This is a genomic window from Novosphingobium sp. fls2-241-R2A-195 (assembly GCF_030209485.1).
Classification (GTDB): domain Bacteria; phylum Pseudomonadota; class Alphaproteobacteria; order Sphingomonadales; family Sphingomonadaceae; genus Novosphingobium; species Novosphingobium resinovorum.
Genome location: NZ_JARVRY010000015.1, coordinates 40,706 through 63,554, shown reverse-complemented (window position 1 = coordinate 63,554; position 22,849 = coordinate 40,706). Strand labels below are relative to the sequence as shown.

At 66.3% G+C, this 22,849-nt stretch carries 25 protein-coding genes; 11 read left to right on the top strand and 14 right to left on the bottom strand.

The window, feature by feature from the left end:
- Nucleotides 1–12 precede the first annotated feature (12 nt).
- Complete coding sequence (locus tag QRN25_RS12720) at nt 13–1,239, bottom strand: TIGR04063 family PEP-CTERM/XrtA system glycosyltransferase (protein WP_271182530.1); 1,227 nt, start codon at nt 1,237–1,239, stop codon at nt 13–15.
- Nucleotides 1,240–1,305: 66 nt separating this feature from the next.
- Between QRN25_RS12720 and QRN25_RS12715 the strand changes: the two genes are divergently transcribed.
- The 3 genes from QRN25_RS12715 (at nt 1,306) to ctrA (ending at nt 3,801) form a co-directional block, all read left to right on the top strand.
- The gene (locus tag QRN25_RS12715; protein WP_271182529.1) at nt 1,306–1,491 is read left to right on the top strand and encodes a hypothetical protein; all 186 of its coding nucleotides are present in this window, start codon (nt 1,306–1,308) and stop codon (nt 1,489–1,491) included.
- Nucleotides 1,484–2,851 (top strand): putative O-glycosylation ligase, exosortase A system-associated, encoded by a 1,368-nt coding sequence (locus tag QRN25_RS12710; RefSeq protein WP_271182528.1) that lies wholly within the window; start codon nt 1,484–1,486, stop codon nt 2,849–2,851. Before QRN25_RS12715 ends, QRN25_RS12710 begins: the two co-directional genes overlap by 8 nt.
- A gap of 254 nt (nt 2,852–3,105) precedes the next feature.
- Entirely contained in the window at nt 3,106–3,801 is a 696-nt protein-coding gene (gene ctrA / locus QRN25_RS12705; RefSeq protein ID WP_008832472.1) for a response regulator transcription factor CtrA, read from the top strand.
- A 109-nt stretch (nt 3,802–3,910) separates the two neighbouring features.
- Here ctrA and QRN25_RS12700 read toward each other — a convergent pair whose 3' ends face one another.
- Together QRN25_RS12700 and QRN25_RS12695 are read right to left on the bottom strand one after the other, a co-directional pair.
- Nucleotides 3,911–4,609 (bottom strand): LrgB family protein, encoded by a 699-nt coding sequence (locus QRN25_RS12700; RefSeq protein ID WP_271182527.1) that lies wholly within the window; start codon nt 4,607–4,609, stop codon nt 3,911–3,913.
- Nucleotides 4,606–5,004: a CidA/LrgA family protein gene (locus QRN25_RS12695; protein ID WP_430097618.1), complete on the bottom strand. Its 399-nt coding sequence runs from the start codon at nt 5,002–5,004 to the stop codon at nt 4,606–4,608. The genes QRN25_RS12700 and QRN25_RS12695 overlap by 4 nt, the downstream gene beginning before the upstream one ends.
- A gap of 74 nt (nt 5,005–5,078) precedes the next feature.
- Between QRN25_RS12695 and trmB the strand changes: the two genes are divergently transcribed.
- Nucleotides 5,079–5,795, top strand: coding sequence for a tRNA (guanine(46)-N(7))-methyltransferase TrmB (trmB, locus tag QRN25_RS12690; RefSeq protein ID WP_271182525.1), 717 nt, complete (start codon nt 5,079–5,081; stop codon nt 5,793–5,795).
- Between the two features lie 306 nt (nt 5,796–6,101).
- Here trmB and QRN25_RS12685 read toward each other — a convergent pair whose 3' ends face one another.
- Entirely contained in the window at nt 6,102–8,366 is a 2,265-nt protein-coding gene (locus QRN25_RS12685) for an NADP-dependent malic enzyme (protein ID WP_271182524.1), read from the bottom strand.
- A gap of 116 nt (nt 8,367–8,482) precedes the next feature.
- Here QRN25_RS12685 and mutS point away from each other — a divergent pair, with 116 nt between their 5' ends.
- Complete coding sequence (gene mutS, locus QRN25_RS12680) at nt 8,483–11,101, top strand: DNA mismatch repair protein MutS (protein WP_271182523.1); 2,619 nt, start codon at nt 8,483–8,485, stop codon at nt 11,099–11,101.
- A 127-nt stretch (nt 11,102–11,228) separates the two neighbouring features.
- A complete protein-coding gene (locus QRN25_RS12675) occupies nt 11,229–11,444 on the top strand; it encodes a hypothetical protein (protein ID WP_271182522.1) in 216 nt (71 codons plus the stop codon).
- A gap of 6 nt (nt 11,445–11,450) precedes the next feature.
- Here QRN25_RS12675 and QRN25_RS12670 read toward each other — a convergent pair whose 3' ends face one another.
- The 5 genes from QRN25_RS12670 to gluQRS all read right to left on the bottom strand — a co-directional run bounded on the left by QRN25_RS12670 (nt 11,451) and on the right by gluQRS (nt 14,538).
- Nucleotides 11,451–11,765 carry a hypothetical protein gene (locus QRN25_RS12670; RefSeq protein ID WP_008832465.1) on the bottom strand — a complete coding sequence of 105 codons (315 nt, stop codon included), beginning with the start codon at nt 11,763–11,765 and terminating at the stop codon, nt 11,451–11,453.
- Between the two features lie 199 nt (nt 11,766–11,964).
- Entirely contained in the window at nt 11,965–12,834 is an 870-nt protein-coding gene (locus QRN25_RS12665) for a 3-hydroxyacyl-CoA dehydrogenase family protein (RefSeq protein WP_271182521.1), read from the bottom strand.
- A gap of 58 nt (nt 12,835–12,892) precedes the next feature.
- Complete coding sequence (locus QRN25_RS12660) at nt 12,893–13,462, bottom strand: cob(I)yrinic acid a,c-diamide adenosyltransferase (RefSeq protein ID WP_271182520.1); 570 nt, start codon at nt 13,460–13,462, stop codon at nt 12,893–12,895.
- A 3-nt stretch (nt 13,463–13,465) separates the two neighbouring features.
- On the bottom strand, nt 13,466–13,699 hold the full coding sequence (locus QRN25_RS12655; RefSeq protein ID WP_271182519.1) for an HIG1 domain-containing protein: 234 nt from the start codon (nt 13,697–13,699) through the stop codon (nt 13,466–13,468).
- Nucleotides 13,696–14,538 (bottom strand): tRNA glutamyl-Q(34) synthetase GluQRS, encoded by an 843-nt coding sequence (gene gluQRS / locus QRN25_RS12650; RefSeq protein ID WP_271182518.1) that lies wholly within the window; start codon nt 14,536–14,538, stop codon nt 13,696–13,698. Before gluQRS ends, QRN25_RS12655 begins: the two co-directional genes overlap by 4 nt.
- A gap of 155 nt (nt 14,539–14,693) precedes the next feature.
- On the opposite strand from gluQRS, the gene QRN25_RS12645 reads away from it, so the two are divergent.
- A complete protein-coding gene (locus QRN25_RS12645) occupies nt 14,694–15,302 on the top strand; it encodes an HNH endonuclease (protein ID WP_008832460.1) in 609 nt (202 codons plus the stop codon).
- 4 nt (nt 15,303–15,306) lie between these two features.
- On the opposite strand, the gene QRN25_RS12640 is transcribed toward QRN25_RS12645, so the two are convergent.
- Together QRN25_RS12640 and QRN25_RS12635 are read right to left on the bottom strand one after the other, a co-directional pair.
- Complete coding sequence (locus tag QRN25_RS12640; protein WP_271182517.1) at nt 15,307–15,804, bottom strand: flavin reductase family protein; 498 nt, start codon at nt 15,802–15,804, stop codon at nt 15,307–15,309.
- 165 nt (nt 15,805–15,969) lie between these two features.
- The gene (locus tag QRN25_RS12635) at nt 15,970–17,250 is read right to left on the bottom strand and encodes a dicarboxylate/amino acid:cation symporter (RefSeq protein WP_271182516.1); all 1,281 of its coding nucleotides are present in this window, start codon (nt 17,248–17,250) and stop codon (nt 15,970–15,972) included.
- A gap of 187 nt (nt 17,251–17,437) precedes the next feature.
- Here QRN25_RS12635 and glmM point away from each other — a divergent pair, with 187 nt between their 5' ends.
- Genes glmM through thiD form a run of 3 tightly spaced genes read left to right on the top strand, consistent with a single transcriptional unit; the run spans nt 17,438 to nt 19,799 of the window.
- On the top strand, nt 17,438–18,781 hold the full coding sequence (glmM, locus tag QRN25_RS12630; RefSeq protein ID WP_271182515.1) for a phosphoglucosamine mutase: 1,344 nt from the start codon (nt 17,438–17,440) through the stop codon (nt 18,779–18,781).
- Nucleotides 18,781–19,008 (top strand): DUF1272 domain-containing protein, encoded by a 228-nt coding sequence (locus tag QRN25_RS12625; protein WP_271182514.1) that lies wholly within the window; start codon nt 18,781–18,783, stop codon nt 19,006–19,008. Before glmM ends, QRN25_RS12625 begins: the two co-directional genes overlap by 1 nt.
- Nucleotides 19,009–19,049: 41 nt before the next feature.
- A complete protein-coding gene (thiD, locus tag QRN25_RS12620) occupies nt 19,050–19,799 on the top strand; it encodes a bifunctional hydroxymethylpyrimidine kinase/phosphomethylpyrimidine kinase (protein WP_271182513.1) in 750 nt (249 codons plus the stop codon).
- 145 nt (nt 19,800–19,944) lie between these two features.
- Here thiD and QRN25_RS12615 read toward each other — a convergent pair whose 3' ends face one another.
- Together QRN25_RS12615 and QRN25_RS12610 are read right to left on the bottom strand one after the other, a co-directional pair.
- On the bottom strand, nt 19,945–20,109 hold the full coding sequence (locus QRN25_RS12615) for a hypothetical protein (RefSeq protein WP_155986253.1): 165 nt from the start codon (nt 20,107–20,109) through the stop codon (nt 19,945–19,947).
- 108 nt (nt 20,110–20,217) lie between these two features.
- Nucleotides 20,218–21,093 (bottom strand): LOG family protein, encoded by an 876-nt coding sequence (locus QRN25_RS12610; RefSeq protein ID WP_271182512.1) that lies wholly within the window; start codon nt 21,091–21,093, stop codon nt 20,218–20,220.
- Between the two features lie 92 nt (nt 21,094–21,185).
- Here QRN25_RS12610 and QRN25_RS12605 point away from each other — a divergent pair, with 92 nt between their 5' ends.
- Entirely contained in the window at nt 21,186–22,244 is a 1,059-nt protein-coding gene (locus QRN25_RS12605) for a S66 peptidase family protein (protein WP_271182511.1), read from the top strand.
- On the opposite strand, the gene QRN25_RS12600 is transcribed toward QRN25_RS12605, so the two are convergent.
- Nucleotides 22,245–22,634: a hypothetical protein gene (locus QRN25_RS12600; protein ID WP_271182510.1), complete on the bottom strand. Its 390-nt coding sequence runs from the start codon at nt 22,632–22,634 to the stop codon at nt 22,245–22,247.
- Between the last annotated feature and the right edge of the window lie 215 nt (nt 22,635–22,849).

Here is a 22,849-nt window from a genome sequence, read left to right as displayed (position 1 = left end):
CGGGACCTGTGCTCACGCGGCGGCTCCCAGCCCTGCTTGATCGGTCTTTGCTGCCAGCATTTGGTAAACGAGAGGATAACGACGGGCATTCTCGGCCCAATCGTGGCGGGTTTCCACGTGCTTGCGGCCCGCAATCCGGTAGGATTCCCACTCGTCACGGGCATTGAGCAGCCGTGCCAGCGACTCGGCGCAGGCGGATGCATCGTCGGGGGTGAACAGCACTCCGGTCAAGCCGTCGGTGACAAGCTCGCGGTGGCCGCCCACGTCGCTGGCAGCGACGAGCTTGCCCTGTGCCATCGCCTCGAGAGGTTTGAGCGGCGTGACGAGGTCGGTCAGGCGGCTCTTCTTGCGCGGGTAGGCCATGACGTCGCACAGCGCGTAGTAGCGATCGACCTCGTGGTGCGGAACGCGGCCGACGAAGTGGATGGCCCCGGCTGCGGGCGAGGCTGCCGCCTGCGCGCGCAGGGCCTCCTCGCGCGGGCCGCCGCCGACCATCAGCAGCTTGGCGCGCGGCTGGCGGGCAACGAGAGCGGGCATCGCGTCGATCAGGACGTCGAGTCCTTCGTAGTCATAGAAGCTGCCAATGAAACCGATGACCGGGCCGTCGAAGCCGAGCTGCGCGGCAAACGCCTCGTCACGCGGCAGCGGCGTGCCGAACAGGGCAAGGTCGACGCCATTGGGCATGACGGTGATCTTGTCCTCGGAAATCCCGCGCGTGGCGAGGTCGGCGCGCAGCCCCTCGCAGATCGTCACCACCGCGTCGGCCTTGCGCACCACATGCGTTTCGAGCGCATGGGTGAGGCGGTATTTGAGCGAACCCTCGCTGCCGGTGCCGTTGCCGACGGCGGCGTCCTCCCAGAAAGCGCGAATCTCGTAGACGAGGGGAATGCCGTACTTGCGGGCGACCTTGAGCGCGGCCTGTCCGCACAGGACCGGCGAATGGGCGTGGATAACGTCGGGACGCCACTGCTGCACCACCTTCTCGATTCCCGCCGCGAACAGGGCGATCTCACGCCACTCGCGCACGACCGGAGGGCCTGAAACCTTACTGCCGACGCGGTGGAACAGGAGGCCGTCGTGCTCCTCGACCACGCTGCCGCCTTCATTGTAGCGCGGGCCGGTCACGCCGCGCACGTCGAGGCCCAGCGCCTGCTGCGCTTTCAGGATCGCGCGCGTGCGGAAGGTATAGCCGCTGTGGATCGGCAGCGAATGGTCGAGCACGTGAAGGATGCGGGTCATAAGCTGCATTTCCTAGCGGGGAACGCTTAACGCGCCGTCAACTTGGCGCTGCTAACGCGGCTGTCGATGGTCGACATCCTTGCCCTTGCCATATCGCACGGACTGCTGCTGCTCGCCGCATGGCGCTTGCTGTGGCGGCCAGACCTCGATTCGGAAGGGACCGATTCGCAGGCCCGCCCAGGCCGCAAGCCCGGAACGCCGATGCGCGTCAATCGAGTGGCGGGTGAAGAGGAGGAGCACGGCGATGCTTAACCTCGCGCTGACCGGCTTTTTCGCGGCGATGATGTTGCTCGGCTTCAAGCGGCCGTTCCTCTGGGTGCTGTGCTACCTCTACGTCGACATTGTCGCGCCGCAGATCATCTCGTGGGGTTTCCTGACGCGCCTGCCGATCTCGCTGATCGCCTTTTCGGCGGCGTTCCTCGGCTGGCTGGTGTTCGACGACAAGCGCGATTCGCGATTCACCTGGCGGCAGGGCCTGATCGGGCTGCTACTGCTCTACTGCGCGATAACGACGTTCACCGCCGACTATCCCGAGGAAGCGCTGACAAAGTGGTCGTGGGTGTGGAAGGCGCTGGTCTTCGCGCTGTTCCTGCCGATGACCTTGCGCACGCGGCTGCGAATCGAGGCGGTGGCGCTGGCCATGGTGCTCTCGGCCAGTGCGCTGATCATCGATGGCGGGCTCAAGACGGCGATGGGCGGTGGCGGTTACGGCAGCCTCATCATCTTCGTGGAGAACAACACCGGGCTCTATGAGGGCTCGATCATCTCCTGCGTCGCCATCGCGCTGATTCCGGTGGCGGTGTGGCTGGCGCGATACGGCACGATTTTTCTGCCGGACTGGCGGGTCTGGCTGTTCACCGGCGCGCTGATCTTCGCCTGCTCGCTGATCCCGATCGGCACCCAGGCGCGCACCGGCCTTGTCTGCCTCGCTATCCTGTGCGGCCTCTATCTGCGCACGGCGAAGAACCGCGTGCTGATCTCCGCAGGCATGGCACTGGCGCTGGTAGTGGCCGTGCCGTTCCTGCCGCAATCCTATCTGCAGCGGATGAACACGATCGAGGATCACAAGTCCGACCAGTCCGCCAGCACCCGAATCGGCGTGTGGAAGTGGACGCTGGGCTACGTGAAGGACCACCCGATGGGCGGTGGCTTCGAAGTCTACCTGTCCAGCAAGGTTGCCTACGACACCGTCTCCAGCCAGACTACCGGCAGCAACGTGACGATCACCCGCACCCCCGTCATCGAAACCGGGCGCGCGTTCCACTCCAGCTACTTCGAGATGCTGGGCGAACAGGGCTATCCGGGCTTCGCGTTGTGGCTGTTGTTGCAGATTTCGGGCGTCGTGCAGATGGAGCTGATTCGCCGACGCTGGAAGGGCCGCAAGGAGCCCGACGAGGCTTGGGCCGCACCGCTCGCGGTGGCGCTGCAACTGGCGCAGGTGGTCTACATGATCGGCTCGCTGTTCGTCGGCATCGCCTTCCAGCCCTTCATCCTGATGCTGGTCGGGCTGCAGTGCGGGCTGTGGAGCTACCTCAAGCGCATCGACCGCCCGGCTGAGCGCGTGCGCCGTGGCCGGCAGCCGATGCGGGTGGCGAATGCCGCGGCGGGTTAAGAATCGGCTCGCCTCAAATCGTTTGCACTTTCTTCCCCGGCTTCCTTAACATTAACCAGTGTCCGCCGTTCTGGTGAGCAATGGCGCGGTTCGCGCGCCGTCACGCCGGAAACCAAGTTTGAAATACTTAAGGGAAAATCCGGCGTTTACGACGAATTAACCTTTAACCTTCATTGGTCATATGGTTAATACAACGCAATGTCCGCAAACGGCTGCGTCAGCCGCGGGCATCGGGGGCAAGAAGGAACCGACCCATGCGAGTGCTGCTGATCGAGGATGAACCGACCACGGCCCGGGCTATCGAGCTCATGCTGACGGCGGAAGGATTCAACGTCTACTCCACCGATCTGGGCGAGGAAGGCCTCGATCTGGGCAAGCTGTACGACTACGACATCATCCTTCTCGACCTCAACCTGCCCGACATGCACGGCTACGACGTGCTGAAGAAGCTGCGCGTCGCCAAGGTGCAGACGCCGGTGCTGATCCTGTCGGGTATCTCGGAGATGGACAGCAAGGTCCGCTCGTTCGGCTTCGGCGCGGACGACTACGTGACCAAGCCGTTCCACCGCGAGGAACTGATCGCCCGCATCCACGCCGTCGTGCGCCGCTCCAAGGGCCACTCGCAGTCGGTCATCCGCACCGGCAAGCTGGTCACCAACCTCGACGCCAAGACGGTCGAGGTCGATGGCGCCCGCGTGCACCTGACCGGCAAGGAATACGCGATGCTGGAACTGCTCTCGCTGCGCAAGGGCACCACGCTGACCAAGGAAATGTTCCTCAACCACCTCTATGGCGGCATGGACGAGCCTGAACTGAAGATCATCGACGTCTTCATCTGCAAGCTGCGCAAGAAGCTCGCGCATGCCTGCGGCGGCGCCAACTACATCGAGACGGTGTGGGGCCGCGGCTACGTCCTGCGCGATCCGGACGAGGCTGCCGAAGCGGCATAAGCCAGATTACCCTGCACCCCTTGCAGGAACCAAGGCGGCCTGCCCTCTCGAGGGGCGGGCCGTTGTTTTTTTGCCCATTCGTCGTCCCGGATCAAGTCCGGGACGACGATCATACCAGCAGCGCCACCACCGACAGCAGCGCCGCCGTCACCACGGCATTGAGCGCCATCGCGAGGCTCGCCATCGCACCAGCCGTCGCGTCCACCTGAAACGCCCGCGCAGTGCCGATCCCGTGTGCGGCAACGCCGAGGGCAAAGCCGCGCGCGCGGTAGTCACCCAGACCCAGCACATTGAGCAGCGGCGTCGCGACCATCGCGCCGAAGACGCCCGCGAACAGCACGATCACCGCCGCCAGCGCCGGGACGCCGCCAAGCTGTCCCGCCACGGCCATCGCGACGGGCGTGGTGGTCGCCCTCGGCGCGATCGACGCGAGGATCTCGCGCGGCGCGCCGAACAGCGCCAGCACGCCGACCGCGCTGACGATCGAGGTCACCGCGCCCGCACCCAGCGCCAGCACGATCGGTATGGCCAGTCGGCGAATGCGTGCCCGCTCGCGCCAGACCGGCACCGCCAGCCCGACGACCGCCGGGCCGAGCAGGAAGCTGACCGGGAAGGTCGCGGCCTTGTATGTCTCGTAGGATGTGCGGCTCGCCAGCAGCAAGGCGATCAGCACCGGCGTACTCCAGAGCACCGGATGTAGCAGCGGATGGCGGTCGCAGCGCTTCGATAGGGTGTCGAAGATCTCGAACACGCCCAGCGTGACCGTCAGCCAGAGCAGTGGCGTCGCCAGCAGTGCGGGATCGCTCACGCCTCGCCCTCCGGCGCGAACCGGGCGAAGGCCCAGCGGAATACCAGCGCCGTCACGATCAGCGTCAGCAGCGTGGAAGCCACCGTGGCCGTCACCAGCCCCACGCCGTACCGCGAAAGAACCGGGCCTTCCTCGATCAGCCCGACGGCGGCGGGGACGAACATGATGGACAGGTGCGCGGTGAGCCAGCCGGTCACCACGGTCAGCGTCGGCCGCTCGCGCGGGACCAGCGCCAGCCATCCGACCAGCAGGACCATGCCGATGACCGCGCCGGGCAGGGGCAGGCTCGTGATGCGATGGATCGCTTCGCCCGCAAGCTGGCAGGCGAGAAGGAGGAAGATGGCGCGCAGCATGACCGGGATAAAGCAGGGCGACACATGCTCGGCAATCCGCATTTCGGTCCGCCAAGTTGCGCCGCGCAACTATGCCCGATTGCGAGTCCCGCCCCCCTTGTGTATCGGCGCGCGCCATGACGGCTTACAAATCCGGCGATCCGACCACGCTCAACCGCCTCTACGGCCGCGCCAAGGGCAAACCCCTGCGCGCTGCGCAGCAGAGCCTCGTCGACGACCTGCTCCCGCGCATCTCCATGCCCGAAGACGGCCCGATCACCGCGCAGGTGCTGTTCGGCGACGATCGCCCGCTCCACTTCGAGATCGGTTTCGGCGGCGGCGAGCACATGGCGCAGCGTGCCGACATGCTACCCGACCACGGTTTCATCGGCGCTGAGCCCTTCCTCAACGGCGTGGCGCAGGCGCTTACCCACGTCAGCGGCGACAACGGCGCGCACCCGCCGATCGGCAACGTGCGCATCCATCACGGCGATGCGCTGGAAGCGCTGGCACGCATTCCGGACGGCTCGCTCTCGTTCCTCTACCTGCTGCACCCCGACCCCTGGCCCAAGGCGCGCCACGCCAAGCGCCGGATGATGAACGACGGTCCGGTCGACATGTTCGCCGCCAAGCTCAGGCCCGGCGGCGAGTTCCGCTTCGGCACCGACCACGCGATCTACTTGCGCCATGCGCTGATGGTGATGCAGCGGCATACCGAGCAGTTCGAGTGGCTATGCGAGAAGCCCGGCGACTTTCAGGTTCGCCCCGGCGGCTGGCCGCAGACGCGCTACGAGCACAAGGCGCGTACGGTTTACGGGCATGAGGTCTGGTACTTCCGGTACAGGCGGAAGTAGAAGTCCTGGGGCCATCGCCCCAGACCCGGGAACTGTCGTCGCTGCGTGTGCAGCGGCCTTGGGGGACTACGCAACCCCCTCCATTCGTCATTGCGAGCGCAGCGAAGCAACCCAGGGCAGTGTTACTCCGCGCTGGATTGCTTCGCTGCGCTCGCAATGACGAGGGTGGGGATATGCCAGCGGAATTGCGCCGCAGGCTTTATAAGTCTCCCGACGAAGCCTTGGTGGAACGACATCGCTTCGCGCACGGCCTCGACGGTATACGGGGTGCAGGGGTGGTAAACCCCTGCATTTCCCCCTTCAAACTCAGCCCGTAATCCCCGCAGCCGCCAATGCCGCCAACGTCAGCACATCCGGCGCGATCGCGGTCATCGGCACGATCTGCACCGGTTTTTCCATGCCCAGCAGCATCGGCCCGATCGAGGTCGTTCCGCCGATCTCCTTGAGCAGCTTGGCTGAGATGTTGGCCGACTGCAGGCCCGGCATGACCAGCACGTTCGCCGGAGCGGACAGGCGGCAGAACGGGTAGAGTTCCATGATCTTGGGGTTAAGCGCCGCGTCGGGGGCCATCTCGCCCTCGTACTCGAAGTCGACCTGCTGCTCGTCGAGCATGCGGATCGCCTCGCGGGTGGCGTCGAGCCACTTGCCCGCCGGATTGCCGAAGGTCGAGTAGCTGAGGAAGGCGACGCGCGGTTCGTGGCCCAGTTTGCGGGCGACGGCGGCGGTTTCCTTGGCGATGACCACCAGTTCCTCGGCGGTGGGGCGCTCGTTGATGGTGGTGTCGGCCATGAACACGGTGTGGTTCTTGCCGACCATCATGTGGATGCCGCAGGGCAGTTCGCCCTCGGCCGGGTCGAGCACGCGGCGCACTTCCTTCATCGACTGCGCGAAGGGCCGGGTCATGCCCGTCACCATCGCATCGCCGACGCCCAGCTTAAGCAGGCCGGAGGCGAAGATGTTGCGGTCGGTGTTGCACATGCGCTGCACGTCGCGCTTCAGGAAGCCGCGGCGCTGCAGGCGGTCGTAGAGCATCTCCACCATCGGCTGGACGTGCTCGGACACCATCGAGTTCTCGATGTGGAAGCTCTCGGGGTTGGGCACGCCGAGGTCCGCCATCCGGTCGAGGATGGTCTGGGTGCGGCCGACGAGGATCGGTTCGCCATAGCCGAAGTCGCGGTACTGGATCGCGGCGCGCAGGACGACTTCGTTGTCGGCCTCGGCGAAGATCACGCGCTTGGGGTTGGCCTTCAGCTGCTCGTAGACGCGGGTGAGCACCGAGGTGGTCGGGTTGAGGCGGGCTTTCAGCTGGTCGCGGTAGGCCTCGAAGTCCTCGATCGGCTTCTGGGCGACGCCCGAATCCATCGCCGCCTTGGCCACGGCCATCGGCACCACTTCCATCAGGCGCGGGTCGAAAGGCGCAGGGATGATGTAGTCGCGGCCGAACTGCTGCGTCTCGCCGCCGTAGGCCGCCGCGACGTCCTCGTGGACCTGCTCGCGCGCCAGTTCGGCGATGGCAGTGGCGGCGGCGATCTTCATCTCCTCGTTGATCGCGGTCGCCCGCACGTCGAGCGCGCCGCGGAAGATGAAGGGGAAGCCGAGCACGTTGTTGACCTGGTTCGGATAGTCCGAACGGCCGGTGGCGACGATCGCGTCGGGGCGCACTGCCTTGGCGTCGGGCGGGGTGATCTCCGGGTCCGGGTTGGCCATCGCGAAGATGATCGGCTCGGGCGCCATCGACTTGACCATCTCGGGCGTGATCGCGCCCTTGGCCGAGAGGCCGAGGACGACGTCGGCGCCTTCGAGCGCTTCGGTCAGGGTGCGCTTGTCGGTCATCACCGCGTGGGTGGACTTGAACTGGTCCACGCGCTCGCGGCCCGGATAGATGACGCCGCGCGTGTCGCACACCAGCACGTTCTCATGCTTCACGCCCATCGACTTGATGAGCGAGGTGCAGGCCAGCGCCGAGGCGCCCGCGCCGTTCACCACGACCTTGATCTCGTCCAGCTTGCGGCCGGTGATGAGGCAGGCGTTGATGAGGCCGGCCGCCGCGATGATCGCGGTGCCGTGCTGGTCGTCGTGCATGACCGGGATGTTCATGCGTTCGCGCAAGGTCTGCTCAATGATGAAGCATTCCGGCGCCTTGATGTCTTCAAGGTTGATGCCGCCGAAGCTGGGTTCCATCATCGCGATGGCCTCGATCAGCGCGTCGGTGTCCTCGCTGGCGAGCTCGATGTCGATCGAATCGACGTCGGCGAAGCGCTTGAACAGCACCGCCTTGCCTTCCATCACCGGCTTCGATGCCAGCGCGCCGAGGTTGCCCATGCCCAGGATCGCGGTGCCGTTCGAGATCACGGCCACGAGGTTGCCCTTGGCGGTGTAGTCGTAGGCGGTGGCGGGATCGTCGGCTATGGCCTGCACCGGCACGGCGACGCCCGGCGAATACGCGAGGCTGAGGTCGCGCTGGGTGGCCATCGGCTTGGAGGCGATGATCTCGATCTTACCCGGGCGCTGGGTCTGGTGGTAGAACAGCGCCTCGCGATCGGTGAACTGGACCTTGGACTTATCGGACAAAGCTTGATCTCCCCAGATTTGCCAGAGGCCCTAACGGATGAAATCGCGACGCGATAGGGGAAAGGATGTCCCACCCCGCTTCCCAAAATGACAGGTGCGCCGCTAACGCTGCTGGCATGACTTCCGGCGCGACTCCGATGATGGCGCAGTACCTTGCGCTGCGCGAAGAGGCAGGTGACTGCCTGCTGTTCTATCGCATGGGCGACTTCTTCGAACTGTTCTTCGAGGACGCGAAGACGGCGAGCCAGGTGCTCGACATCGCACTGACCACGCGCGGCGAGCATCTGGGCCAGCCGATTCCGATGTGCGGGGTGCCGGTGCACGCGGCCGAGGGCTACCTCGCGCGGCTCATCAAGGCAGGCTGCCGCGTCGCCATCGCCGAGCAGACCGAGACCCCCGCCGAAGCCAAGGAACGCGCCCGCAGGGAAGGTCGCGCCTCCAAGTCGCTGGTCGCGCGCGGCATCGTGCGCTTCGTCACGGCGGGCACGCTGACCGAGGAATCGCTGCTCGAGCCGCGCCGCGCCAATGTGCTGGCGGCCGCGTGCGAGGTTCGCGGGATCGTCGGCATCGCGGCCTGCGACATCTCCACCGGCCGCATGGAACTGGAAGAGTGCGCGCCCGAGCGGCTGGCGGCGGCGATGGCCCGGCTGGGCGCGAGCGAGCTGGTGGTGCCTGAGGGCTGGGATCAGGCTCCCGATGGTGCCATCGGGCGCGGCGGCCACGAATTCTCCTCCGACGGCGGCGAGGAGCGGCTGAAGCTGGTTCACGGCGTAGCCACGCTCGACGGCTTCGGGGCCTTCACGCGGGCGATGCTCGCGGCTGCGGGGGGGCTCATCGCCTATCTCGACCATGTCGGGCGGGGCAAGCTGCCGCTGCTGCTCCCGCCCGAGGCGCGCGCGAGTGACGCCGCGCTGGCGATGGACGAAGCCACGCGCGCCAGCCTCGAAATCCTCGAAGCCTCAAGCGGCGGACGCAAGGGCAGCCTGATCGACGCGATCGACCGCTGCGTCACCGGCGCGGGCGCGCGCCAGCTGGCCGACGACCTCTCGGCCCCGCTGACCGACCGCATGGCGATCGCCGAGCGGCTGGAACTGGTCGAATGGCTCCACGGCGATGCGCTGCTGCGCGAGGACATGCGCGCCGCGCTGCGGGCACTGCCCGACGTGGGCCGCGCGCTGGGCCGCGTGGTGGCGGGGCGCGGTTCTCCGCGCGATCTCGGCCAGCTGCGGGATGGCCTGAGCGGCGCGCGTCGGATCGCCGACCGGCTGGGGCAGATGGATGACGTGCCGGTGCTGCTGGACCGGGTGCTGCCCGATCTTGGCGGGCATGGCGCACTGGTCGATCACTTCTCGCGCGCGCTGGTGGAGACGCCTCCGACCGAACGCGGGCAGGGCGGCTACATCGCCAGCGGCTACGACGCCTCGCTCGATGAACTGCGCTTGATGTCGGGCAATGCCCGCCGTGCCATCGCTGCGCTGGAGGCGAAGTACCGCGAGGAAACCGGCGTCGCCTCGCTCAAGATCAAGCACAATAACGTGCTCGGCTACTTCATCGAGGTTGCACAGCGCCACGCCGACAAGCTGATGGAGCCGGACAGCGGCTTCTCGCACCGCCAGACGATGGCGGGCGCGATGCGCTTCAACGCGCTGGCGCTGCATGAGGAAGCCGCGCGCATCACCGAGGCAGGCGGCCATGCCCTCGTGGCGGAGGACGCACATTTCGAGACGCTGGTGGCCGAGGCCGTCGCCGCGCGGCGGGAGATCGCCCGCACCGCCGCCGCGCTGGCCCGCATCGATGTTGCCGCCGGTCAGGCCGAACGCGCCGCCGAGGGCAACTGGACGCGCCCGCAAGTGGTCGATGGCCTTGCGCTGGAGATCGAGGGCGGGCGGCATCCGGTGGTCGAGGCAGCTCTTAAGGCGCAGGGCGAGCGCTTCGTGGCGAACGACTGCCGCCTCGCCAGCCATGACCGGCTGTGGCTGATCGGCGGCCCGAACATGGGCGGTAAATCCACCTTCCTGCGCCAGAACGCGCTGATCGTGCTGCTCGCGCAGGCAGGCGGCTTCGTGCCCGCCAAGGCGGCGCGGATCGGCATGGTCGACCGCCTGTTCAGCCGCGTCGGCGCTTCGGACAACCTCGCGCGGGGGCGTTCGACCTTCATGGTCGAGATGGTGGAGACCGCCGCCATCCTCGCGCAGGCAAGCGAGCGCAGCTTCGTGATCCTCGACGAAGTCGGGCGCGGCACGTCAACCTATGACGGCCTCGCGCTGGCGTGGGCGGTCGCCGAGGCGGTGCACGAAACCAACCGCTGTCGCTGCCTATTCGCCACGCACTATCACGAGATGGCGCGGCTGGCGGAGACCTGCGAGGCGCTCTCACTCCACCACGTCCGCGCGCGCGAGTGGAAGGGCGATCTCGTCCTCCTCCACGAACTGGCCGAGGGTCCGGCGGACCGCAGCTACGGTCTTGCCGTAGCACGGCTGGCGGGCGTTCCGCCCAAGGTGATCAGCCGGGCGAAGTCGGTGCTGGAGAAGCTGGAAAAGGGCCGAGCCGAAACCGGCGGCCTTGCCGCGGGCCTCGGCGACCTGCCGCTGTTCGCTGCCGCCGAGGCGACCCGCGAGGAAGAGTGCGACACCTTGCGCGACAAGCTGCGTGACATGGACGTGGATGCGCTGTCTCCGCGCGATGCGCTAGAAATCCTCTACGACCTCAAGCGCGAGGCAGGCACCGAGGGCTGAGGCTCTCATTCGTCATTGCGAGCGCAGCGAAGCAATCCAGGGCGGTTCAAGACTGCCCTGGATTGCTTCGCTGCGCTCGCAATGACGGAGGTAGGGTATCTTAACCTGTAGACGCTAATGCAGGCTCATGTTCGGCACCAAGATCACGCATGTTTTCCGGAGTCGCTGGCACGCGTTGATGTGGTCGGCCGGGGTGCTGGCGACGGCCTATTGCTCGATCCCGACGCCTGACAATGGCAATACGAACACCGACCAGGCCCAGCAGGCGAAAGCCGATGCCGAGCAGGCGGCTCAGGCACACCAGATTGTCGCGGCGTGGTCGAACGCTACGGGCGGGAAATAGCCGCGCTCACGAATCGTCGTCGCTGAATTCCGGATCGGCCGCATTGTCCTTGCCGTAGCGGCTTTCGAGATCGTCCATCGTTTCCTCGCCGTCATAGGCGGACATGTCGATGGTGCCGCTGGTGTCCATCTGGTTCATGTGATCGACGATGTCTTGAACGTCGTCCTCACCCTGAATACCGCCCTTGGCCTTGTCGCTGTAGCCGAGGCCCTTGGCACCGCGCGCCTGCGCCTGTTCGGCGATGGTCTGTGCCTGCGCGGCTTCGTCTTCCTGCTCGTCGTTCACCGTTTCCGGGGCGAGGTCGTCGGGGCGGTCGGTCATTTTGGGATTCTCCTTCGTCTGGTGAAACGGGTAGGAGAACGGGGAGGTTCCAAAGAGGAATCTGGGGTCATCGCCCCAGACCCCCGAACTGTCGTCGTTGCGCGCGCGGCCGCGTCAGTGAGTGACGCAGCTACGCGCGTGATCTCGACAGTTTACGGGGTGCAGGGGTGGTAAACCCCTGCGTTATCCCTTTTGCAGATTACCGCGAAGGAACCGGCGTCTCACCGGAATAATCGTAGAACCCCTTACCCGACTTGCGGCCGTACCAGCCTGCTTCGACGTACTTCTGCAGCAGCGGCGCGGGGCGGTATTTCGGGTCGCCGGTGGTCGAGTGGAAGACCTTCATGATCTCGAGCAGGGTGTCGAGGCCGACGAAGTCCGCCAGCGTCAGCGGTCCCATCGGGTGATTGAGGCCGATCTTGCAGCCTGCGTCGATATCCTCGACCGAGCCGATGCCGGCGCCGAGCACGAAGATCGCTTCGTTCAGCATTGGGCACAGGATGCGGTTGACAACGAAGCCGGGTTCGTCGCCCGCGAGCACCACGGTCTTGCCGAGTTTTTCGCCGAACGCCTTCATGCGGTCGATGGTGTCCTGCGAGGTGGCGAGGCCGGGGATCACTTCGACCAGGCCCATCAGCGGGACCGGGTTGAAGAAGTGCAGGCCGCAGAAGCGCGCGGCGTCGGGCGAGCTGGCGGCCATGCGGGTGATCGGGATCGAGCTGGTGTTGGACGCCATGATGGCGCCCGCGCCGAGCACCTTGCCGGCGGCTTCGAAGATCTTGTGCTTGATGTCCTCGCGCTCGGTGGCGGCTTCGATGATGAGGTCGCAGCCCGACATTGCGGAGTAGTCGGCAGCGGGGGTGATGCGGGCGAGCAGCGCGTCGGCGTCAGCCTGGCTGATCTTTTCCTTGGCGACCAGCTTGGCCAGGCCCTTGGCGATGCCGGCCTTGCCCTTTTCGGCGTTCTCGAGGCTGACGTCCGTGAGGATCACGTCCATGCCCTTGCTCGCCACGGTCTGGGCGATGCCCGACCCCATGATGCCTGCGCCGATGATGCCGACTGACTGCACTGCCAAACTCCTCTGTCGTTTAACCGGGCGCTTAACACCTCGGGATCGCGGAGGGAACCTAGCGGTTTTGTCCCGGCACCCAAAGCACGTCATCGGCGCCGTCGCGATTGACCGCACGGGCGAGGACGAAGAGGTAGTCGCTCAGCCGGTTGAGATAGCCGAGCGCGGCGGGGTTGACGGCATCGGTCGCGGCGAGCGCGGTGGCGCGGCGTTCGGCGGCGCGGGCGGAGGCGCGGGCGACGTGCACGCGCGCGGCGGCCTCGCTCCCGCCGGGCAGGATGAAGCTGCGCAAGGGGGAAAGGTTTTCGTTGATCGCGTCGATGGCATTTTCGAGCCAGACGACTTGTGCGGGGACGATGCGCAGGGTCATCTCGCCGGGGGTGAAGTCCTCCCCCGGTGTGGCGAGGTCGGCGCCCAGATCGAACATGTCGTTCTGGATGTGCGTGAGCGTGTGGGCATGTTGAGTGCCGCTGAGTGCCGCTATGGCCACCCCTATCGCGCAGTTCGTCTCATCCACGGCACCGATCGCCTCCATGCGCGCGGCGTGCTTGGGCAGGCGCGAGCCATCGACGAGGCCGGTGGTGCCGTCGTCGCCGGTGCGGGTGTAGATCTTGTTGAGCCGGACCATGGATCAGCGCGCCATCGCCAAGAGCAGCGCACAGACCACCACGGCGGCGGCCTGATACTTGATGCGGTTGAACATCATCTTGTTCTGCAGCAACTGGTTAGCCGTCGGTCCGGTGCCGTTAGGGTCGCTGTTCAGATCATCGCGGGTGCTGTTCATGAAGGCCACGATGCCGCGCACGAGGCTGACGACGACCATGATCACCAGCACGATGATGACGGGGACGAGAATGTAGCTCATGGCGCCTGATGTACGCCCTGTGACAGCGAAAGGCCAGCGGGGAAGCGCCCTTCGCGCAGTGCCATGGCGATGGCGCGGCCGTCCTCTCCGGCGCGGCGGCGGTCGCCGAGCGAGGGGGAGCCGCGCCGTTTGGCGAGCTTGCGGCCATCGGGCTCGATCAGCAGCGGATGGTGGAGCCAGGTCGGCACGGGAAGGCCAAGCAGGGCCTGCAGCAGCCGGTGGACGTGGCTGGCCGGGAACAGGTCCATGCCGCGGGTAACGAGGGTTACGCCATCCGTCGCATCATCCAGCGTGGCGGCGAGATGGTAGCTGGCGGGAAGGTCCTTGCGCAGCAGTACGACATCGCCGAAAATCTGCGGGGTGGCGGCCTGCGATCCGGCGCCTTCGTCCCGCCATTCGAGCGGGCCGGTGAGTGTCATCGCCTTGGTTACGTCGAGGCGCCATGCGGCATTCTCGGGATCGACTTCCCGGCGTCGGCAGGTTCCCGGATACACCGGGCCGTCTGGTCCGACCTGCGTGGCGGCGGCGGCGATTTCGGCGCGGGTGCAGGTGCAGCGGTAGAGCAGGTCCATCGCCTTCAACTGCTCTCCGGCGGAGGCATGACTGGCCAGCCGGTGGGACTGGAACACCGCCTCGCCGTCCCATTCGAGGCCCAGCCATGCGAGATCGCGGAAGAATTCCTCCACGAACTCCGGGCGACTGCGTTCGCCATCGATGTCCTCGATGCGCAGGATGAATTCGCCGCCGCGCGCCTTTGCCGTGTCGTGCGCGACGATCGCGGCATAGGCATGGCCGAGGTGCAGCGGGCCGTTGGGGCTGGGGGCGAAGCGGGTGCGCATCGGCTTTGTCCTAGCGTTCGCCGTGCCATCCGCAAACATCCCTGTGATTGCGGAAGGCCCTCGCGAATCCGCCATCTTGACGCGGACTCCGTCAAGTGCTGGAACTAACGCATGGACTGCCATCAAACCGCAATCCCGGCCTGCGACAGGAGGCCATGCTCAAGTCGGAGCTGATCGAGCGCGCGGCCCGGTTCCGCAGCGCGGAGGGTGATCCCTCCCGAAGTCTTTCCGACTGTCCTGCTCTCGTGCTGAATGCGGATTACACGCCGCTTTCCTACTATCCGCTCAGCCTCTGGCCCTGGCAGACCGCGATCAAGGCGGTGGTGCTGGAGCGGGTCGATATCGTCTCCAGCTACGAACGCGCGGTGCATTCGCCCAACTGGACGATGCAGATTCCCTCGGTCATCGCGCTGCGCCAGTATGTGAAACCGAGCGAATTTCCCGCTTTCACCCGCTTCAACCTGTTCCTGCGTGACCGGTTCTCCTGTCAGTACTGCGGCAGCCCGCATAATCTCACTTTCGACCATGTCGTTCCGCGTCGTCTGGGCGGGCGGACGAGCTGGGAGAACATCCTGACCGCTTGTGCCCCCTGCAATCTCAAGAAGGGTGGGCGCACGCCCAAGCAGGCGAACATGCCGCCGCTGGTGCCACCGATCCGCCCGACCAGCTGGCAGTTGCAGGAGCGCGGGCGCGGGTTCCCTCCCAACTATCTGCACGAAACCTGGCGCGACTGGCTCTACTGGGATATCGAACTGGAAGAATAAGGCTTCAGAAGCCGAGCATTTCCGGTCGGAACAGCCGCCGCCGCGATACGCGTTTGCCTGAAAGCATGAACACTCCGTCGCCGACGTAGTGCAGGTATTCCGGCTGTTTTGGCGCAGGACGCGCGCTGATGTGCGTTACTTCCAGAATGAACAGGTTGTAGCGCTCTATCGCGCGGTCGTCCCGCAACCGACATTCCAGCTGCGCGTGGCATTGCGGCAGTACCGGGGCATTGACGTCCTGCGCTTCAGCCTTTTCGAGGCCGAATGCGGCGAATTTGTCGATTTCCTCGCCGGAGGAATTGCCGACGCGCACTACGGCATCGAGCATGTCGCCGGTGGGAACGTTGAGAACGCACTGGCCTGAGGCGCAAAGCATGTCGAAGCTTCGGCATCCGCGTGAAACGATGCAGCTGATCATCGACGGCGTGCGTTCGAGGACCTGGTGCCAACCCACCGTCATGACATTGTCGTTCCCCGCGTGGCGGGTGGTCAGCAGGACCACCGGCCCGGGTTCGAGGAACTGGCGGGCACGAGAGGCGGGGATGCTTTCGAAGCGCTCTGCTGCAAGCAAGGGCGATGTGGCCAAGATCGGGGGCTCCTGTCGCTGGAGTGGCCCTTGCTCAGCGAATTACATCCATTTCGGTTTCTTTTTACTGCGATGAACCGTTCAGTGGATGGTTTCAGCTGTTGCAGGCTGCTCGTCGATCCCGGCATCGACGGCCGCGGCGACCGCCACGTCCATGGTGACATTGCCGATCGTCCGCATCAGGTCGGGCAGGACTTCCACTGCGACCAGGACGCCCAGCGGCCAGAGCGGCACGCCCATGGCTGCCGCGATCGGTCCGATCGATGACACGAAGCTGATCGTGCCAGGCAGCGAGACGGCGCCGAAGGTGGTCGCGAAGGCCACGAAGGCGCCGGCAGCGAGTGCTCCGGTCGTGAGTTCCAGTCCTGCTAGCTTTGCCGCATAGACCGCCACGGCCATATTCATCGCCGGGCCGGTGGCGCGAAAAAGCGTGACGGCGAGCGGCAGCACGAACTCCGCAGTCGTCGACGAGACACCCAGCTTACGGCTCGACGCCAGCATGGCTGGCACGGTCGCGATCGAGGACTGGGTGGAAATGGCGACGACCTGTGCAGGCAGCATCGCGGCCGCGAAGGCGGGCAGGCTGCGCTTGCCGCCGATCACCGCGATCACGTAGCCCGCGATCATCACGACCGTTCCCACCGCGACGACAAGCAGGATGTAGTGCGCCAGTGCGCCCAAGGCCGCGCCGCCGCTGCGTACGCCCAGTGTCAGGCCAAGCGCGAAGACGCCGATCGGGGCAAGCATCAGCACCCACCCGATCACGACCATCATCGCACCCGCCAGCGCCTCGAACAGCACGGCAAGCGCGCGTCGGGGCTCGTCGGCGAGGCGCGTGGAGGCCAGTGCGAAGAGGCCGACGAAGACGATTACCGGCAGCATGGCGCTTGCCGCTGCCGCCGAGATCACGTTGTCGGGCAGCAGGGATGCGAGGAATTCCGAGATTCCCGGCACTTTGCCCGGATCTGCGCCGTGCGGGAAGCTGACCCCGGCGGGCACCGGAAACAGTTCGAGCAGCAGCGGCATCGCCACCGCGCCCAGGATCGCGCTGAACGCCAGGAAGCCGACGATGATACCCAGCGTGCGGCGCGCCATGGCGCCTGCGCGGGCGGCGGCGACGGTCTCGACGATGCCGGAGAACAACAGCCCGGCGACCAGCGGCAGGATCGTCATCTGCAGGCCCTGCAGCCACAGTGAGCCGATCGGACCTGTCACTTTCAGCGCGGTATCCGCAATCGGCTTTCCTGCGATCAACAGCCCGATGACCAGTCCGGCCACGAGGCCGATCAGGGTCAGCGCGCCGGGCACGCGGATTTCGGGGATGCGCGAGGCGCCGGAGGGAGCGGGATCGGGGGACGTCATGCGGCTCGACAAATAGGCGGGGGCGATGCGGTTGGCAATTTGGCGTTGCTCAACTCCGCAGTGAGGGCAAGAATCGCCATTCGACGGAATTCTAAACTGGCTGTAAGGCAGCGTTCAGAGGGCGGTAACGCCTCCGGTTGCACAGCGCAGGCGAGAGATTCGAATCTTGCGCGCAAGAGGACAGGTAATGGGTAAGCAGTTCTTCGGCACCGACGGCATCCGCGGCCGCACTAATCAGGGGGCGATGACCGCTGCCATGGCCATGAAGGTCGGGCAGGCCGCCGGCGCGCGCTTCCTGCGCGGCACGCACCGCCACCGGGTGGTGATCGGCAAGGATACCCGTCTGTCGGGCTACATGCTGGAGAACGCGATGGTCGCGGGCTTCACCAGCGTCGGCATGGACGTCGTGCTGCTCGGCCCGATGCCGACCCCTGCCGTCGCCCTGCTGACTCGTGAACTGCGCGCGGACGTGGGCGTGATGATCTCGGCCAGCCATAATCCCTACGAGGACAACGGTATCAAGCTGTTCGGTCCCGACGGCTTCAAGCTCTCCGACGAGGACGAGCTGGCGATCGAGGCGATGCTGGTGGGCGAGGACCTTGCCCTTGCCGCCTCGCCCGAGATCGGCCGTGCCCGCCGCGTGGAGGACGCGCGTGGGCGTTATATCCACGCGGTGAAGGCCTCGCTGCCGAGCACTGTTCGGCTCGACGGGCTCAAGATCGCGGTCGATTGCGCCAATGGCGCGGCCTATCAGGTCGCTCCATCCGCCTTCTGGGAACTGGGCGCCGAGATCGTCGCGGTTGGCGTCACGCCCAACGGCAAGAACATCAACGAGCGCTGCGGCTCCACGCATGTGGAGCTGCTGCAGGAAACCGTGGTGTCTTCCGGCGCCGACATCGGCATTGCGCTGGACGGGGATGCGGATCGGTTGATCGTCGTGGACGAGAAGGGCCAGACGGTCGACGGCGACCAGATAATGGCGCTGATCGGCAGTCAGCTGGCCGCGCGCGGGGAACTGCGCGGCGGCGGCGTGGTGGCGACGGTCATGTCCAACCTCGGCCTCGAGCGTTACCTGAGCGGTCAGGGCCTTTCGCTGGAGCGTACCGCCGTCGGCGATCGCCATGTGCTGGAGCGTATGCGCTCGGGTGGTTTCAACGTGGGCGGTGAACAATCCGGCCACATGATCCTGCTCGACCATGCCACTACCGGCGATGGCACCGTCGCGGCGCTGCAGGTCCTTTCCGCGCTCGTCCAGTCGGGCAAGCGGGCGAGCGAACTGCTGCACCTCTTCGACCCTGTGCCCCAACTGTTGCGCAACGTGCGCTTCGGAGGCGGCAAGCCTCTGGAGGCCGCCAGCGTCAAGGCGGCGATCGCCGATGCCGAGGCCTCGCTCGATGGGCGCGGCCGCCTCGTGATCCGTCCGTCCGGCACCGAGCCGGTGATCCGCGTCATGGCCGAGGGCGATGATGCGGGCGAAGTGGAGGCCGCAGTCGCTTCGATCTGCCACGCCGTAGAGAAGGCTGCCGCCTGATGCCCCTGGAAATGCGCCCCGACTGCGAACGCTGCGGCACCGACCTCCCGGCCGAGGCGCCCGGCGCGTTCATCTGCTCGTTCGAGTGCACCTATTGCGCCGAATGTGCCGATGCGCTGGACGACATGTGCCCCAACTGCGGCGGGGAACTCGTGGACCGTCCGACGCGGGCGAAGCGACACCACGATTCCGCCCCGCCGTCGAAAGTGCGGCACTATCAGGGCTGATACTCGACTCGGGGTGCGTTGAGCGGGTAAGGAGCGCGGTCATGAACCAGGCTCCTCGCATTCTTTCCATCGCCGGGTCGGACAGTTCCGGCGGTGCCGGCATCCAGGCCGACATCAAGACGATCACCCTGCTCGGCGGTTATGCCATGACCGCGATCACCGCGATCACCGCGCAGAACACCAAGGGCGTCACCGATGTTACGACTCTGTCGGCGCAGATGGTCGCCGCGCAGATCGATGCCTGCGTCAGTGATATCGGCGTCGATGCGGTGAAGATCGGCATGCTTGGCAGCGCCGAGATCGCCGGTGTCGTCGCCGATCGGCTGGACGGGCTGGGCGTGCCGGTGATCTTCGATCCGGTCATGGTCTCGACCGCCGGTTCGGTGCTGGCGGATGCGGCGACGATCGCGGCGTTCGAGCGGCTCATGGGCCTAGCCTGCCTCACCACGCCCAACTTCGACGAACTCGCCGCGCTGGGCGGGGACGCGGCTCTGGCGGCCAAGGGCATCGCCTATATTGCCAAGGGCGGCGACGCGCCGGGCGAGGTGGTGGAGGATCGGCTGGTCCTGCCGGGCCAAAAGCCGGTGGTCTGGACGGCATCGCGTGTCGATACCCGCCATACCCACGGCACCGGCTGCACCCTGTCGAGCGCCATCGCGACGTTCCTGGGGCAGGGCGCTCCGCTGGTCGAGGCGATCGAGGATGCACGGGACTTCGTGCGCGCGGCGCTGCTGGCGGCGCCGGGCTTCGGCGAAGGGCATGGGCCGATGGGGCACCACGCGGTTCGGTGATCTTGGCTTGGGGGGGCAAGGCCCACCCCGTCCGGCTAGTTCGCTGCGCTCTCAAGCCTTCCGGCCCTCCCGCAAGCGGGAGGGCGATGGCATCTCCTTCTCCCCTCCCGCTTGCGCGGAGGGGGCGGGGGTGGGCTCTTCTTCTTCAATTCAGCCGCGAACGACGGCGCAGCGCGGTATCCGCCAGCAGGCCAACCGCCGCCATCGCACCGCCGGTAAGACCGGCGGTGCTGAGCGCCACGATCACGGGCTGGGCATAGTCCGCGAAAGCACGGGCGCGGTCGTTCAGGGGTTCGATGATCTGGCTCATGGCGGGTGTCCTGCGGGGGGCTCGGTGTGAACACGCAGATGCACCGAATCGCCCGTTCAAGGCACTCGGATAAGTTCGCTTATTGTGTTCGGATTTTTCGAACGACCATCATCCGCAGTCGAGATCGTAGAACTGCTGGACGTGGCCCCAGCCTTCCTCGGCGGTCTCGCACCAGCGGAACAGCGAGAGATCCTTGGCGTTGATGACGCCCTCCTCGGCCAGCGCCTCGAAGTTGACGACCCGTTCCCAGAACTCGCGGCCGTAGAGCAGGATCGGGATCGGCTTCATCTTGCCGGTCTGGATCAGCGTCAGCAGTTCGAAGAATTCGTCGAAAGTGCCGAAACCGCCGGGGAACACGGCCACCGCGCGGGCGCGCAGCAGGAAGTGCATCTTGCGCAGCGCGAAGTAGTGGAACTGGAACGAGAGGCGCGGCGTCACGTAGCGGTTGGGCGCCTGCTCGTGCGGCAGGACGATGTTGAGGCCCAGCGATTCCGCGCCGACTTCCGCGGCGCCGCGGTTGGCCGCTTCCATGATCGACGGACCGCCGCCCGAGCAGACCACGAACTGGCGCATGCCCTTCTCGACGATGGCGCACTGGCTGGCGAGGCGGGCGAGCTTGCGGGCTTCCTCGTAATACTTGGCCTTGTCGGCAAGGCGGTCGGCGACCTTCTTCTGCTCGTCGGTGACGGCAGCGGCGCGCACCGCATCGGCCTTGTCAGGCGAGGGGATGCGGGCGGAGCCGTACATCACCAGCGTCGAGCCGATGTTGGCTTCCTCAAGCAGCATCTCGGGCTTGAGCAGTTCGAGCTGGAAGCGCACCGGGCGCAGTTCGTCGCGCAAAAGGAAGTCGGTGTCGCGGAAGGCCAGCCGATATGCGGGGTGGCCGGTCTGGATGGTGTCGGCCTGCTGCTCAGCGAAACCGGCTTCCTGCTCGGCCTTGTAGAAACGGCGTTCGGTGAGGTCTTTGTCTTCTTTTTCAGTCATTGGCTCATCTTAGGCATGACGCGGGGCGCGCGTCGAGAACGGATATGTGTGCGCACTGTTGCACGCATTCGTACAGGAACTAGGCTGCGGGCATGATGAACGGATCGGCCTTCACGCGGCGCGCAGCCCTCATGGGAATCGGAGGCGGGGCTCTCGCTCTTCCTGCATTACGGGCGCTGGCGGCTCCCCCTGCTCAGGCCAGGGATATGGTGCGCCCGCCGTGCCTGCGCAACGGCGACGTGCTCGGGCTGGTCGCTCCGGCAGGGTTCGTGGCCGACCGCTTCGGCCTCGACGAGATCGGCGCGACTGTCCGGGCCATGGGGCTGGAGCCGCGCTTCGCCCCGCACCTGACCGCGCGCGAGGGCTATCTGGCGGGCTCCGACGCGGCGCGCGCGGGCGATCTCAAGGTGATGTTCGCGGACGAGGGTGTGCGCGCGATCATGGCGGTGCGGGGCGGTTGGGGCTCGGCGCGGCTGCTGCCGCTGCTGGACTTCGCGGCGATCCGCAAGAGCCCCAAGCTGTTCACCGGTTTCAGCGACAATACCGCGCTGTGCCTCGCTCTGGCGCGGGCCGGAGTGGTCTCGATCCATGGCCCCACCGCCGCGACTTCGTGGTCGCCCGCGTCGTGGGAGTCGTTCCGCCAGTTGGCTTTCGAGGGGGCGATGCCGACTTATGCGGTGCCAAGCTACGCCGGGCCGAACCTCGGCGGACGGGGACCGGCAGTGAGGACCTTCCGGGGCGGCAAGGCGCGGGGGAGGCTGATCGGCGGCAATCTCGCGGTACTCAGCGCTCTGGTGGGGACGCCCTACCTGCCCGACTTCGACGGCGCGATCCTGTTTCTGGAAGAGACCAACGAGGCAGAATATCGCATCGACCGGATGCTCACCCAACTCGCGCTGGCCGGGCTGCTGGAGCGGCTGGCGGGCGTGGTCTTCGGACAATGCACCCATTGCGAGAACCCTGACGGCGGGTTCTCCAACTTCACCGTATATGAGGTGCTCGACCAGCGATTCGCGTCGCTCGGCGTGCCCGCGTTCCAGGGGCTGATGATCGGTCACGTCGGCGGCCAGATCAGCGTGCCCGAAGGCGCCATGGCCGAGATCGACGCCGATGCGGGAACCCTGCGGCTGCTGGAGCCGGCGGTCAGCTGATCAGGCCCGCGCGGGGTCTTCGCTGGTGAGACCGTATTGCGAGACTAGTTCAGCGAAAAGATCGTCCGGCAGTGGGTGGACGAATTCCAGCCCTGCGCCATTGCCGTTGGCCCAGGCGACGAAGGCGATCATCGGCCGGCATTCGGGCAGGGTGAGGGTGATCACCTCGTCCATCTCCAGTGGCCCGACGCTCTCGATTCGCGCGCCGAGCGGGGTCAGGTCCTTGAGGACGATGGTATGGCTGGCAAGGTCGCGGCGGAAACGGGCAAGCATTTCGACCCGTTCGCGGGCGAAGCGCCGGTCGCCATCAGGCGAATCGGGAACGGGCAGGGCATCGACGCCCATGATCGCGGGCGCCGGGGCTTCGGTCGCGGGACTTGGCTCCGGCATCGTCGAGTGGTCCTTCCGGGATAGTTAACCGGAGCAATCGTCCGGCCGTGACGCTGCTGCTATAACCCTGAAATCCTTGCGGCAGTGCCCTCCAGAGCAATGCGTATTTTCCCCGAATCATGTGTTGGCGCGGGCAATTCAGCGGTTATAAGACATGGTTAATCTGCAAAGGATTGCACCACCTGAACCCCTCTCTCGCCTGTTTTGCGCAACAC